The sequence below is a fragment of the Streptomyces sp. NPDC057963 genome (genome assembly GCF_042887155.1).
Classification (GTDB): domain Bacteria; phylum Actinomycetota; class Actinomycetes; order Streptomycetales; family Streptomycetaceae; genus Streptomyces.
On the sequence record NZ_JBHVPX010000038.1, the window covers coordinates 29,247 to 42,448 of the forward strand.

At 74.2% G+C, this 13,202-nt stretch carries 12 protein-coding genes and 1 pseudogene; 3 read left to right on the forward strand and 10 right to left on the reverse strand.

Going from position 1 to position 13,202, the window contains the following annotated elements; genetic code table 11:
* Nucleotides 1-20: 20 nt before the first annotated feature.
* A complete protein-coding gene (locus ACFVT1_RS38855) occupies nucleotides 21-851 on the reverse strand; it encodes a sulfurtransferase (protein ID WP_389804978.1) in 831 nt (276 codons plus the stop codon).
* Between the two features lie 376 nt (nucleotides 852-1,227).
* On the opposite strand from ACFVT1_RS38855, the gene ACFVT1_RS38860 reads away from it, so the two are divergent.
* Nucleotides 1,228-2,853: a PucR family transcriptional regulator gene (locus ACFVT1_RS38860; RefSeq protein WP_389804944.1), complete on the forward strand. Its 1,626-nt coding sequence runs from the start codon at nucleotides 1,228-1,230 to the stop codon at nucleotides 2,851-2,853.
* 28 nt (nucleotides 2,854-2,881) lie between these two features.
* Here ACFVT1_RS38860 and ACFVT1_RS38865 read toward each other — a convergent pair whose 3' ends face one another.
* The 6 genes from ACFVT1_RS38865 to ACFVT1_RS38890 form a co-directional block, all read right to left on the reverse strand.
* Nucleotides 2,882-3,979 carry a glycosyltransferase family 4 protein gene (locus tag ACFVT1_RS38865; protein ID WP_389804947.1) on the reverse strand — a complete coding sequence of 366 codons (1,098 nt, stop codon included), beginning with the start codon at nucleotides 3,977-3,979 and terminating at the stop codon, nucleotides 2,882-2,884.
* A gap of 184 nt (nucleotides 3,980-4,163) precedes the next feature.
* Nucleotides 4,164-4,928 carry a hypothetical protein gene (locus tag ACFVT1_RS38870; RefSeq protein WP_389804950.1) on the reverse strand — a complete coding sequence of 255 codons (765 nt, stop codon included), beginning with the start codon at nucleotides 4,926-4,928 and terminating at the stop codon, nucleotides 4,164-4,166.
* Between the two features lie 173 nt (nucleotides 4,929-5,101).
* A complete protein-coding gene (gene recN / locus ACFVT1_RS38875) occupies nucleotides 5,102-6,847 on the reverse strand; it encodes a DNA repair protein RecN (RefSeq protein ID WP_389804953.1) in 1,746 nt (581 codons plus the stop codon).
* Nucleotides 6,848-6,955: 108 nt separating this feature from the next.
* Nucleotides 6,956-7,861, reverse strand: coding sequence for an NAD kinase (locus tag ACFVT1_RS38880; protein ID WP_389804956.1), 906 nt, complete (start codon nucleotides 7,859-7,861; stop codon nucleotides 6,956-6,958).
* Nucleotides 7,858-8,673 (reverse strand): TlyA family RNA methyltransferase, encoded by an 816-nt coding sequence (locus ACFVT1_RS38885; protein WP_389804959.1) that lies wholly within the window; start codon nucleotides 8,671-8,673, stop codon nucleotides 7,858-7,860. Before ACFVT1_RS38885 ends, ACFVT1_RS38880 begins: the two co-directional genes overlap by 4 nt.
* 7 nt (nucleotides 8,674-8,680) lie before the next feature.
* On the reverse strand, nucleotides 8,681-9,046 hold the full coding sequence (locus ACFVT1_RS38890) for a hypothetical protein (protein WP_389804961.1): 366 nt from the start codon (nucleotides 9,044-9,046) through the stop codon (nucleotides 8,681-8,683).
* Nucleotides 9,047-9,089: 43 nt separating this feature from the next.
* Here ACFVT1_RS38890 and ACFVT1_RS38895 point away from each other — a divergent pair, with 43 nt between their 5' ends.
* The gene (locus ACFVT1_RS38895; RefSeq protein WP_389804964.1) at nucleotides 9,090-9,437 is read left to right on the forward strand and encodes an SCP2 sterol-binding domain-containing protein; all 348 of its coding nucleotides are present in this window, start codon (nucleotides 9,090-9,092) and stop codon (nucleotides 9,435-9,437) included.
* A gap of 118 nt (nucleotides 9,438-9,555) precedes the next feature.
* Here the strand turns inward: ACFVT1_RS38895 and ACFVT1_RS38900 are convergent.
* Nucleotides 9,556-9,678 (reverse strand): annotated as a pseudogene (locus ACFVT1_RS38900) (ABC transporter ATP-binding protein); the annotation flags it as partial.
* Between the two features lie 58 nt (nucleotides 9,679-9,736).
* The gene (locus ACFVT1_RS38905) at nucleotides 9,737-10,765 is read right to left on the reverse strand and encodes an HAD hydrolase-like protein (RefSeq protein WP_389804967.1); all 1,029 of its coding nucleotides are present in this window, start codon (nucleotides 10,763-10,765) and stop codon (nucleotides 9,737-9,739) included.
* A 71-nt stretch (nucleotides 10,766-10,836) separates the two neighbouring features.
* On the opposite strand from ACFVT1_RS38905, the gene ACFVT1_RS38910 reads away from it, so the two are divergent.
* Complete coding sequence (locus tag ACFVT1_RS38910; RefSeq protein ID WP_389804970.1) at nucleotides 10,837-12,114, forward strand: DUF1015 family protein; 1,278 nt, start codon at nucleotides 10,837-10,839, stop codon at nucleotides 12,112-12,114.
* A gap of 62 nt (nucleotides 12,115-12,176) precedes the next feature.
* Here ACFVT1_RS38910 and ACFVT1_RS38915 read toward each other — a convergent pair whose 3' ends face one another.
* Nucleotides 12,177-12,914 carry a tetratricopeptide repeat protein gene (locus ACFVT1_RS38915; protein ID WP_389804980.1) on the reverse strand — a complete coding sequence of 246 codons (738 nt, stop codon included), beginning with the start codon at nucleotides 12,912-12,914 and terminating at the stop codon, nucleotides 12,177-12,179.
* Nucleotides 12,915-13,202: the final 288 nt, after the last annotated feature.

Below are 13,202 nucleotides of genomic sequence, written 5' to 3' on the forward strand. Positions count from 1 at the left end.
GTCGCGCACGGACCGCGGCGTCAGCGCCGCGGTCCGCCGCTCTCTGCGCCGGTCACGACGGGCAGCTCCGAGGGCAGTCCCCATTCGCTCCAGGAGCCGTCGTACACGGCCAGTTCGCGGTATCCCGCGAGCACGGCCCCCAGCGTCAGGACGCAGGCGGTGACGCCCGATCCACAGCTGAAGAACAGCCGCTCCCGCTCCCCCGCGAGGGCGGCGAACGCGGCGCGCAGCTCGTGCGCCGGGCGCATCCGGCCGTCGCGCTGGAGCTCGCCGAAGGGCAGATTGAGCGCCCCCGGCATATGGCCGGCGCGCAGCCCCGGTCGCGGCTCGGCGACCGCGCCGGAGAACCTCTCCCTCGACCGGGCGTCGAGAACGGCCGCGCGGGGATCGGCCAGGGCCGCGACCACCTCACTGCTGCCGACGACCAGCCCCGCACGCGGCCGGGCGGTGAAGTCGCCGTGTGCCGCGTCGGGCGCGGGACGGCCGTTCTCCAGCGGCAGCCCGGCGCCGGCCCAGGCGGGCAGGCCGCCGTCGAGCACCGCGGCCCGGTCGAAGCCCATCGCGCGCAGCATCCACCAGGCACGCGCGCTGGAGTGGATGCCCACGCGGTCGTAGACGACGACGGTGTCGGCGTCGTGGACCCCGAGGGCGCGCAGCTCGCCGGTGAACCGGCCGGCGTCGGGCATCGTGTGGGGCAGCGGCCCCGAGTAGTCGGACAGCGCCCCGTCGATGTCGAAGGGCCGCGCTCCGGGAATCCGCCGATCCGAGCCCCGGTGCGCGCCCACGGAGGCGTCGAGGACCACCAGGCCGGGCGAACCGAGCCGCACCGCCAGCCAGTCGGCCCCGACCAGAGGGCCGGGAAGCGGGCCGGGAAGCGGGCCGGGAAGCGGGCCGGGAAGCGGGCCGGGAAGGCCCTCCCGGTTCGCGCTCGCCGCTGCGTCGTCGCCCACGTCTGCTCCAGGTCGGTGTCCGGGGAGGAGTGCCGCTCCGCCCTCGTGCCCGGACCGTGCGGCGGTCACAAGATCGCAGCGGCCTCGACCCGTGTCAACAGCGGCCCGATGCCCCGGCAGGTCGACAGCGGCTGTTCGCCGCCGCGGCCCCGGCCGCGGACTCCTCCGACGGCTCCCCGACGACGCCTCCCGCGCCCCGGGCCGGTACCTTCCTGAATCAGGGGTGAATCAGGGCGGCTGCCCGCCCGACCCGAGTGGAAACGCGAGGCCAGAGCCAGTGGAGACCCAAGGCGGAATCACCGTGCAGCGGGCCCTTGAGCTGCCTGGGCTGCGCAGCGGGCTCCCGGAGGTGGTGACCGGCGCGGACCGGCTGAACCGTACGGTGCGCTGGGTGCACGCGGGCGAGGTCCCGAACATCGCCTCGCTGCTCAAGGGCGGCGAACTGCTGCTCACCACCGGCCTGGGGCTCGGTACCCGCCCCGCGGAGCAGCGTGCCTTCGTCCGCAGGCTCGCCGACCGCCAGATCGCCGCCCTGGTGGTGGAGCTCGGACCGCGCTTCAGCAGGCTGCCCGCATCGATCGTGGACGCCGCCCGCGCGGCCGGTCTGCCACTGGTGCAGTTGCACCGCGAGGTGCCGTTCGTGACGGTGACCGAGGAGATCCACACCGAGATCGTCAACGGTCACTACGCGCTGCTGCGGCAGGCCGAGGACGTCCACCGGCGGTGCACGGAGGCGCTCCTCGGCGGTGGTGGGGTTCCCCAGGTGCTGGGCATCCTCGCGGATTTCGCGGCCAATCCGGTCTTCCTGGAGACGGCGGACGGCCAGCTGCTGTATGCCGCGGGGCCCGCCTCCGGCCCGGTCTCCGCCGATCCGCTCCAGGTGTGGGAGGGCATGCGTGGCGACCGGGCGGCCCGCGAGTCGCCGCCCGCCGGTTCGGTGCTGGTGGATGTGCCGGGCGGCGGCCCGGGGACCGGTTCGGTGCGGGCCAGGCTGGTGCTGCTGGCCGTGTCCGGGCCGCTGGTGACCGTGCACCGGATGGCCGCGGAGCGGGCGGCCGGGATTCTCGCCGTCGTACTGATGCAGGCCCGCCAGGAGGAGGAGCTCGCGGCGCGCGGCCGGGGCGACTTCCTGACCGATCTCGCGGAGGGCCGGATCACGCCGGAGGACGCGCCCGCGCAAGCCCGCGTACTGGGCTTCAAGCCGGGTGGGATGCCGCTGCTGCCGGTCGTGATGCGGCTGGCCCCCGAGTTGTCCGTGTCGGGGAACTGGGCGCTGCTGGCGCGGGCGGTGCTGGAGGAGCTCTCCTCGGTGGGTGTGCCGGTGCTGCTCGGTGTGCGGCCCGTGGAGGGCCGGGTTCCGGTGCTGCTGGGGCTGCGGTCCGAGACGGAGCGCACGGCGGTCGCGGACCGGGTCGCGGCGGCGCTGCGCGCCGGTGTGGAGCGGGCCGGTCTGGAGCGTGCCGGATCGCACCCGCCGGTCGTGGTGGTGGGCGTGGCGGGCGGCTGGGCGGCGGCCGGGGCGGGGCTGCGGCACGCCGCGGAGACGGCGACGGCCGCGCACGGCCTCGGCGACCGGCCCTGGTACGACGCCCGCCGCCTGGACATCGATCTGCTGCTGTGGCGGCTGCGGGACCATCCGGATCTGGCGGCGTTCGTGGACCGGGCGATCGGTCCGCTGCGCGATCACGACCGCACCTCGCGCCCCCCGCTGCTGCCGACGCTGGAGACGTATCTCGCCCACGCGGGCCGCAAGGCGGAGACGGCACGCGAACTGCACCTGAACCGCCAGACGTTGTACAACCGGCTGGCCCGCATCGGCGAGCTGCTCGGCACCGACCTGGACGACCCCCAGGCCGTCCTGGCCCTGAGCCTGGCCCTGCGCGCCCGACGTCACACGTCGTAGCTCCGGACCCGTCCGACGGGCAGCCCGCTCACCTCGTCCGGGATGCCGCCAACGGCTGTGTCAACTCGTCGTAGACGCTGAGCACTTGGGCGATCGTGTCGTCCTCCGTCGGCCAGCTCGCGGCCTGTGCGCGCCCTGCGGCCACCAGCTCCGCACGCCGCTCCGGATCGCCGAGCAGTCTGACCACCGCCCGCGCGAGCGCCTCCGCGTTCCCGTACGGGACGAGTTCCGCCGCGCCCCCCACGAGGTCGGGCACTCCTCCGACCGCGGTGGCGACCAGTGGAACGCCGAGCCGCAGCGCCTCCTGGGCCAGCACCGAGCGCGCCTCCCACCGGCTGGACAGCACGGCCAGGTCGGCGACGGCGAGGAGTTCCGCGATGTCGTCGCGGCCGCCGGCGATCCGCACGGGCAGCTCCTCGTCCCTGATCCGGCGCTGCAGAGCGGCCCGCTCCCGCCCCTCCCCCGCGATGATCAGCAGCGGTGCCGGGTCGAGTCCGCGCCATACCCGTGCGGCGTCGAGCAGCATGCCGTATCCGTGATGCGGCACGAGACTCCCGTACGACACGATCAACGACCGCCCCACCGCACCGAGTTCGGCACGCGCCTTGTCCAGGTGGACCGGGGCGGGCGGGTGCGCCACCGGCGCGGAGACCGGCGAGAGCCGGGCATCGCGCGCGCCTCGGTGCCGCGCCCGGTCGACCAGCTCCGAGGTCGTACCGAGCACAACCGCCGCCGCGCGGGCGGCCCTTCGCTCCATCAGGTGGACCAGCCGGCTGCGGGAGCCTTCGGCATGGGCGCGGGCGTGCCAGGTGACGACCAGCGGAACCCGCCGTCCGCCGAGCGCGAGAGCGGCGCGCACGGCGGCGTGCAGACCGTGCGCGTGAACCACGTCCGCCGTCAGGCAGGCGGTGCGCAGCGCGGCGACGGCAGCGGGATCGCTGCGCCGCGGTACGGGGGTGAACCGGGCGCCCGTACCGGAGAAGTCGTAGGCGCGGTCCAGTTCGGCCGGGGCGCAGACGGTGACGTGCACGCCTCTCGCCACCAGCCCCGCGGCCAGCGAGCCGACGTGGGCGCTGCTGCCCGCGCTGCCGCCGCCCAGGACTTGGACCGTACGCAGCTGTGACACGTTGAATGGCTCCCGGGGGTCCCGAGTCGGGGTGATGGCACCGCCAAGGATGCCAGTCCGTACGCACGTTCCGGCACAGTCCGGCCACTGCTCCGGCGAGGACGGCAGCAACCGGCCATCGTGTACCACTCGCACGGGTGATGAGACGGCGCGATGTTGCCGCGTGCGTGCGCCCCGCTTCCTGTCAGCGTCCCGACAGCCGCCGGGCGAAATGGCTGATCCGGTCCCCGTACACCGTCGCCGCGACGAGCACCGCCGCGTGAGCGGCGAGCCCGGTCCGGCCGCGGCCCGCGACGACGGCGACACCTATCGCGGCGCCCAGGGCGTGGGCCCCGGTGTCCCCGATCATGGTGCGCTGCCCCAGGTCGTCGGCGACGAGGGCTGCCACGGCCCCCATCGGTGCGGCGGCGAGCGCGCCGGACGGCAGGCCCGCGGCCCCGAGGGCGAACACGGTGGCGGCGGCCGCGGCGGGCCGTACATCCGTCAGATTGACGAGGTGCGCGGCCCCCGCGATCACCACCCCGGCGAGGATCCGGTCGACGGGCCGCTCCTTGAGCAGGGCACCGGCCACGAGCCCGGCGGCCCCGATCCCGAACAGCTTCACCGCACCGCTGGTCACCTCACCGCCCCGCAGCGCCCCCAGATGGGCACGGAACCCGCGGCGCGGGTCGTCCGCACCGACGAGGTCGTCGTAGGCGCCGCAGCCGCCCGCCGCGAGGACGGCCAGGGCGGCGGCGTACCTCGTGCGGGCCGGCAGGGGAAGGCCGGCCGCTCCGGCCGCCGCGCCGAGGGCGACGGCCGGCCCCGCGTACAGATCGACGGTGCGACCCGCGTAGTTGGTGCGCTGCCAGCGCTCGCGCGGCCGGGTCCGCAGTGCCCGGTACACACACCCCGCGACGGCGGCGGCGACGGCACCGGACACGGCGGCCCTGCTGAATGCTGCTCCCATGCGGGCCAGGCTACGCACCGGCCCGCCCAGCCCGCCCGACCCGTCCGACGGCCGTTCCGCCCGCAGACCACCGGGCGGGCCCGAAGGGCCGGACCCACCCACCGGTCGAGCACACTCACCGGCCGGGCCCACCCGCGATCGAGCACGCGCCCGGGGCGGCCGCGTGGCGCCCGCTACCCGTCCGCCCGCGCCGCGGCCAGCAGCTCCTCCGCATGGGCCCGTGCCGTCTGCGAGTCCTCCTGGCCCGCGAGCATCCGGGACAGCTCCCGTACCCGGTCCTCGCCCTCCAGGACCGTGACCCCGCTGCTGGTCACCGCCCCGTCGACCGTCTTCTCGACCAGCAGCTGCCGGTCGGCGAAGGCCGCCACCTGGGGCAGGTGCGTCACGACGACGACCTGCGCGGACCTGGCCAGCTTCGCGAGCCGCCGGCCGACCTCGACGGCGGCCTTGCCGCCGACCCCGGCGTCGACCTCGTCGAAGAGGTACGTGGGTACGGGATCGGAGCCGGCGAAGACCACCTCGACGGCGAGCATCACCCGGGACAGCTCACCGCCCGACGCCCCCTTGGCGATCGGCCGCGGCTGCGCGCCGGGGTGCGGGGCGAGCAGCAGCTCGACCTCGTCGGCACCGGACGGCCCGTAGACCACGCTCCGCCCGCCGATCTCGATGCCGGACTCCTCGTCGGCCGCCTCGGTCTGCCGGATGTCGAAGGAGACCCGGGCGTGCGGCATGGCCAGGGAGGCCAGCTCCGCGGTCACCGCCCCGGCGAAACGCTCCGCCGCCCCCGTACGCGCGTCGGTCAGCGCCTGCCCGAGACCGGAGAGCTCGGCGCGCAGCGCGTCGCGCTCCACCGTCAGCTCGCCGATGCGGTCGTCGTCGCCCTCCAGCTCGGTGAGCCGGGCGGCCCCTTCCTCGGCCCAGGCGAGCACGGCGGTGATGTCCTCGCCGTACTTGCGGGTGAGTCCGGTGAGGGCGGCGCGCCGCTCCTCCACCGCGGCGAGCCGCAGGGGATCGGCGTCCAGCTGGTCGGCGTACCCGGCCAGTTCGCCCGCCACGTCGGCGAGCAGGATCGAGATCTCACCGATCCGGTCGGCGAGCGCGGCCAGTGCCGGATCGTGGGCGCGTACGGCGTCCAGGGACCGCCCGGCGGCCGCAACCACAGTCGTCGCGTCGACGCCCTCCGGGTCCTCCGGGTTGCCCGCGAGCGCGGTGTGGGCGAGGGCCGCCGCGGAGGCGAGCGCCTCGGCATGGCCGAGCCGCTCGGCCTCGGCGGCCAGGTCGGCGTCCTCGCCCGCCAGTGGTTCGACCGCGGCGATCTCGCCCAGCCCGAAGCGCAGCAGGTCCGCCTCCTGGGCGCGTTCACGGGCGCGTGTCGTCAGCTCGTCGAGCTCCGTGACGACGGCCCGCAGCCGCCGGTAGGCCGCCGCGTACTTCGTGTGCGGCACGGCGACACCGTCGCCCGCGTACCGGTCGAGCGCCTGCCGCTGCCGCGCGGGCTTGAGCAGCCCCTGCTGGTCGGTCTGGCCGTGCACGGCGACGAGTTCGTCGGCGAGCTCGGCGAGCACCCCCACCGGCACGGATCTGCCGCCGAGGTGCGCCCGGGAGCGCCCCTCCGCGGAAACGGTCCGGCTGATCAGCAGCGCGCCGTCGTCGAATTCGGCCCCGGCCTCCTCGGCCCGCAGGGCCACGGCATCGCCCTCCGCCACCGTGATCCGGCCCTCGACGACCGCGGCCTTGGCCCCGATCCGTACCAGGGCGGGATCGGCACGCCCGCCGAGCAGCAGCCCCAGGCTGGTGACGACCATGGTCTTGCCCGCGCCGGTCTCGCCCGTCACCGCGGTGAAACCGGGCGACAGCTCGACCACCGCGTCGTCGATGACCCCGAGCGACCGTATCCGCATCTCCTCCAACACGGACATGACCTTACGAGGTCCGGGCCCCGATGTGCGACGGACCCCGCCCCCCGGGGGTCACTCTCCCGTGTGCTCCTGAAGCACGCGCACCGCGTCCGGGACCATGTCCGCCGGTCAGTGCGGCGCGCCCCGCCACCCCGAGACGGGCAGTGCGAACTTCGCCACCAGCCGGTCCGTGAACGAGGCGTGGTGCAGCCGCGCGAGGCGTACGGGCACCGCGCCGCGCCGCACCTCGACCCGCGCGCCCGCGGGCAGCTCCACGGTCCTGCGCCCGTCGCACCACAGCACTCCGTGCGGGGTGTGCTGCTGGACCTCGACGGCGAGCACCGAGGTGGGCGAGGTCACCAGCGGCTTGGCGAACAGCGCGTGGGCGCTGATCGGCACCATCAGCAGCGCCTCGACCTCGGGCCAGACGACGGGACCGCCCGCCGAGAAGGCGTAGGCGGTCGATCCGGTCGGGGTCGCGCAGACGATCCCGTCGCAGCCGAACCCGGTCACCGGCCGGCCGTCGATCTCCAGGACGACCTCCAGCATCCGCTCGGGCGACACCTTCTGCACGGCCGCTTCGTTGAGCGCCCAGTCGGTGTGGACGACGCCGCCGTTGCTGCGCACGACGACATCCAGGGTCATGCGTTCCTCGACCTGGTACGCCCGGGTGACGACCCGGTCGACGACCTTGTCCAGGTCGTCGCGCTCGGCCTCGGCGAGGAAGCCGACCCGGCCGAGGTTGACGCCGAGCATCGGCACCCCGGAGGCCCGGGACAGCTCGGCGCCGCGCAGCAGCGTCCCGTCCCCGCCGAGCACGACCAGCAGCTCGCAGCCGTCCACGGCCGCCGACGAGGTGTCCGTGACCGTCTCGACGGACGGCGGCAGCGGCAGATCGGCCGCCTCGGTGGCCAGTACGCGTACCCCGAGGCCACTGCGCAGCAGTCCCTGGACGACCAGCTCGGCGCTGCGGATGGCGGCCGGACGGCCCGTATGTGCCAGAAGAAAGACAGTTCGTGCCGCATTCGTCGTCAACGAGGCCCCTCCGCCACTGCACGGTCGACATCCGCGGGATCCAGCTCAGGTGCTCCGGCCCGCAGCCAGAGAAAGTACTCGACATTTCCCGAGGGCCCCGGCAGCGGGCTCGCCGTCACCCCCCGCACTCCGAGACCCAGCGCCCAGGCCCGGCGCGCCACCTCCCGTACCGCTTCGGCCCGCAGTTCGGGGCTGCGCACCACACCGCCGCTGCCGAGCCGTTCCTTGCCCACCTCGAACTGCGGCTTGACCATGAGGACCAGGTCCGCGTCCGGGGCCGCGCAGCGCGCCAGGGCGGGCAGGACGAGACCCAGCGGGATGAACGACAGATCGCCGACCACCAGGTCGACCGGCTCTCCGTCGATGGCCTCCAGAGTCAACTCCCGTACGTTGGTACGGTCCTTGACGGTGACGCGCTCATCGGACTGGAGGGACCAGGCGAGCTGCCCGTAGCCGACGTCGACGGCGACGACATGGCCGGCTCCGGCCCGCAGCAGTACGTCGGTGAAGCCGCCGGTCGAGGCCCCGGCGTCCAGTACCCGCCGCCCCTCGACCGTCAGTCCGAGGGGTACGAAGGCAGCGAGGGCGCCCGCGAGTTTGTGCCCGCCGCGCGAGACGTACTCGGGGTCGCTGTCGTCCTTGATCACGACGACGGCGGCGCTGGTCTCGACCTGGGTGGCGGGTTTGGTCGCGGTGTTGCCGCCGACGGTCACCCGCCCTGCGGCGATCAACTGGCTCGCGTGCTCTCGCGAGCGGGCGAGCTTACGGCGTACCAGCTCGGCGTCGAGGCGGCGTCGTGCCACTCCTGCCACGTTCGGTTCAGCTCCTGTTGTCGTACGAGGGCATCGGTGCGGGTACCGGTGCGGGGGCGGGGGCGGGCCTGGCATCCAGCGCGGTCAGCGCGTCGCGCAGCCCGCCGTGTACATCCTCGTACACCTCGATGTGCCCGTCCGCCGGGAGGTGGTCCGCATCGGCGAGACGCTCCAGCCGCGCATCGACCTCGGCGTTGCCGGTGGGGGTGCGTCCGATGCCGAGGGGCGCGGGTGCGGCGGGGTCGGGAGGGGGCGCGGCGGCCGGAGACGGGGCCGCGCCCTCGCCGGACGGGTCTTCCGCGGACGGGGTCTGCGCCCTCGCCGCGGGCGCTGTTCCGGCCGCCGTCCCGGGCCCCGGCATCGAGTCGCTCATGCGGGAAACGCTACCGCGAAGGGCTGCGGTACCGTCGATCACGATGGCGACCATGGCGGAGTGCCGCAGCGCACTCGACGAACTTTCCGACAACCTCGCGGGGGCCGACGGCGACGTACGCAGCGCCGCCGCGCTCGACCGCTCCCTCAGCTGCCACATCAGGGATCTCGACATCACCTTCACCGGCCGGCTGGCCAATGGCCGGATCCAGGTCCTGGACACGGTCGAGGGCCCGCCCCGGGAGAAGGCCGAGATCCGGCTCGCGATGACCGGCGACGACCTGGTGGCGATGGTGAACGGCGAGCTGAACTTCGCCAAGGCGTGGGGTTCCGGCCGGGTCCGGCTGGAGGCCGGCTTCCGCGATCTGCTGAGACTCCGGACGCTGCTGTAGCCGCGGGACGGGCCTCCTCCCGGCCGTCCTGACCCGAGCCGGCACCCGACTGGCCCGCCCTGGGCCGCCTCGCCCGTCCGTCCGGTGACCGGGGGCAGCCCGGAGGCGGGCAGCGTGGTCAGCCCCTGGCGGAGGCCCCGGCGGACGCCTCGCCCTGCACACCCGCTCCGCCGCTCCGCGGCCGACGCGCGGCCGGCACCACCAGCGGCGTCCCGGTCTCCGGATCGTCGATGACCTGGCAGCTGCGGGCCGGGCTCACGGGGAGCCGCCCGCCCCGCGGCCAAAGTCCGGCGACCGCCCTACAGCCCCAGCCTGGCGACCGCCTTCCCGCTGTCCAGCCCGCACGAGCCCTCTCCGGCGTACGACCACGCCGCCCCGCAGAGCGCTCGCAGCCCGTCGAGCGCGTCCCCGTCCCCTTCCAGCACCAGGCCGTCACCGCGCGCCGACGCCGTCCAGCCGCCACAGCCGTATGCGTCGCCCGTCCGCGTCACCTCGGGCTGCCCGGTCAGCAGCCCCCGCAGATCGGCGTCCACATACGTCGGCCGGTGCTTCGGCTCGGCGGCCACCAACTGCGCCGCGTCCGTCACCCCGGTGAGCACCAGCAGGGAGTCCACACCGCCGTTGAACGCCCCTTCGATGTCCGTGTCCAGGCGGTCCCCCACCACGAGCGGGCGTGCGGCCCCGGTCCGCAGCACCGTCTCCCGGTGCATCGGCGGCAACGGCTTCCCGGCGACCTGCGGCTCGGCCCCGGTCGCGATCCGCACGACCTCCACCGCCGCACCGTTTCCCGGCGCGATCCCTCGGGCGCTCGGAATCGTCAGATCCGTGTTCGACGCGAACCACGGCACCCCCCGCGCGATCGCGTACGCCGCCTCGGCGAACCGCCCCCACGCCATATCGGGCCCGCCGTACCCCTGCGCCACCGCGACCGGCTCGTCGTCCGCCGATTCCACCGGCACCAGGCCGCGCTCCCGCAGCGCAACGCGCAGCCCCTCGCCGCCCACCACCAGCACCCGCGCCCCGGCGGGCAGCTGATCCGCCATCAGCCGGGCCACCGCCTGCGCCGAGGTGATCACGTCGGCGGGCGAGGCCGGGACACCCAGTTCGGTCAGATGCTCGGCCACCGCGGCCGGGGTCCGCAGGGCGTTGTTGGTCACGTACGCCAGGTGCATTCCGCCGTCCCGAGCCGCCCCCAGCGAGTCGACGGCGTGGACGATCGCGTGGCCGCCCGCGTACACCACCCCGTCGAGATCGAGCAGCGCCGTGTCGTACGCCTCGCTCAAAGCGGTGCTGCTGCCGCCCGGCCTGGTCCTGCTCGCCTGACTCATTCTTTGCGCTCCTCATCCCATGCTTCTGTCCCGATCATCGCGCATCCCGCCTGCGCACATACGATGCAGAAATGAACACATCAGGTCCGGCCGGTCAGGGACTGCGTCTGATCCCGTTCCGTGGGCTGCGGTACGTCCCCGAGCGGGTCGGCAGTCTCGCCGCGGTGACCTCACCGCCGTACGACGTCGTGGTGCGCCCCGACGGGCTGCACCACCTGGAATCGGCAGATCCGCACAACATCGTGCGGCTGATCCTGCCGCAGGCCGACACCGCCGCGGCCCGCCACGCGCAGGCCGCCGAGACCTTGAACCGCTGGCTGGCCGAGGGCATCCTCGCCCCCGATTCGGAGCCCGCGCTGTACGTCTACGAGCAGCGCGACGCCGAGATCCTGCAACGCGGCATCGTCGGCGCGCTGGCCCTCTCCGCCCCCGCCGACGGCATAGTCCTCCCGCACGAGGACGTGATGGCCCATGTCGTCGAGGACCGGGCCGACCTGATGCGCACCACGGCCGCCCACCTCGAACCGCTGCTGCTCACCTACCGGAGCGACGGCGACGCCACGGGCGCGACCGCCGTCATCGAGCGGACCGTCGATCGCCCGCCGCTGCTCGCCACCACCACCGAGGACGGCTACAGCCACCGCCTCTGGGCGGTCACCGACGCGGCCGAACGGGCCGAGATCGAGACCGATCTCGCCCACCACCAGGCCCTGATCGCCGACGGCCACCACCGCTGGGCCACCTACCTCCGCCTCCAGCAGGAGCACACCGCGCCCGGCCCCTGGGACTTCGGCCTGGTCCTCCTCGTCGACACGCGCCGCTACCCGCTCCGGGTCCGCGCCATCCACCGACTGCTGCACCGCCTCCCCGTCGACGACGCCCTCGCCACGCTGAACGGCCTCTTCCGCATCCGCGGCATCAAGGGCTCGCTCCCCGAGGCCATGGCGGCACTCGCCGAGGCGGCCGCCGAAGGCAACGCGTTCCTGCTCGCGGGCGACGGCGGCTTCCACCTCATCGACCGCCCCGACTCCGGACTTCTGCACCGTACGATTCCGGCCGACCGTCCGACCGCCTGGCAGACCCTCGACGCGACGGTCCTGCACGCGGCTCTGCTCGACCACGTCTGGCAGATCCCCGACACCCCGGATCACATCGCGTACATCCACGACACCGCGGCCGCCGTCGAACAGGCCGAACGCCACAACGCCACGGCGGTCCTGATGCATCCGGTACGCGAGGAAGTCGTCCGGGACCTCGCCCGACAGGGCGTCACCATGCCCCGCAAGTCGACCTCCTTCGGCCCCAAGCCGGCCACCGGCCTGGTCCTGCGGAGCCTCACCCTCGACTGACGCCCTCCGACAACGAGAAAGAGGGCAGCCCCCTTCCGGGGTGCCGCCCTCTTTCTCATGCCTCACGCCTCGGACGGACCGTCCTCGCCCGTGCGCTCGTCGCCATGCGCGACGTCGTTCGTGCTCTCGTCCTCGTTCTCGTCCTCGTTCTCGGCTTCGTTCTCGGCCTCGTTCTCGTCCTCACCGAGGGCGTCGACGAACTCGACACCGTCCAGCTCGGCGAGACGGTCCGAGGAATCGGTGGCGCCGTCCTTGTCGGCCTCCAGCGCCTTCCCGAACCACTCACGCGCCTCGTCTTCACGCCCCGCCGCCAGCAGCGCGTCCGCGTAGGCGTAACGCAGCCGCGGAGTCCACGGGTGCACGGCGTTGGAGGCGAGCTCGGAGCTCTGCAGAGTGACGATGGCGGCGTCGATCTGCCCCATGTCCCTGCGGGCTCCCGCAGCCACCAGACGCATCTCGACCTGGCCGGCCTTGTCCAGCTTCTGCACCTCGGGCTCACCGGCCATCGCCATCGCCCGCTCGGGCCGCCCGAGTCCACGCTCGCAGTCCGCCATGACGGGCCACAGCTCCACGGAACCGGTCATCCGCTTCGCCGCCCGGAACTCCGCCAGCGCCTCCGAGTACTTCTGCGTCGCATAGGCGGCGAACCCGGCCGCCTCACGCACGGCAGCGACCCGCGAGGCCAGCCGCAGGGCGATCCGCGAGTACGCGTACGCCTGCTCGGGGTCCTCGTCGATCAGCCGCGCCACCATGACGAGGTTCCTGGCAACGTCCTCGGCCAGGGTCTTCGGCAGGCTCATCAGCTCCTGCCGCACGTCCTTGTCGATCTCGTCACCGGTGACGTCGTCCGGAATCGGAAGCCGCTTGATGGGCTCGCGGTCACGGTCTTCGCGCCGCTCGTACCCCCCACGGTCGTCACGCCCTCGGTAACCGCCCCGGCCACCACGGTCGTCACGCTGCCCGCGGTAACCCCCGCCGCGGCTGTCGTCGCGGCGGAATCCGCCGCTTCGGTTGTCGTCGTCGCGGCGCGGTCCACGCGGCCGGTCGTCCCGACGCTCGAACCCTCCACCAGGACGCCCGCCCCGGTC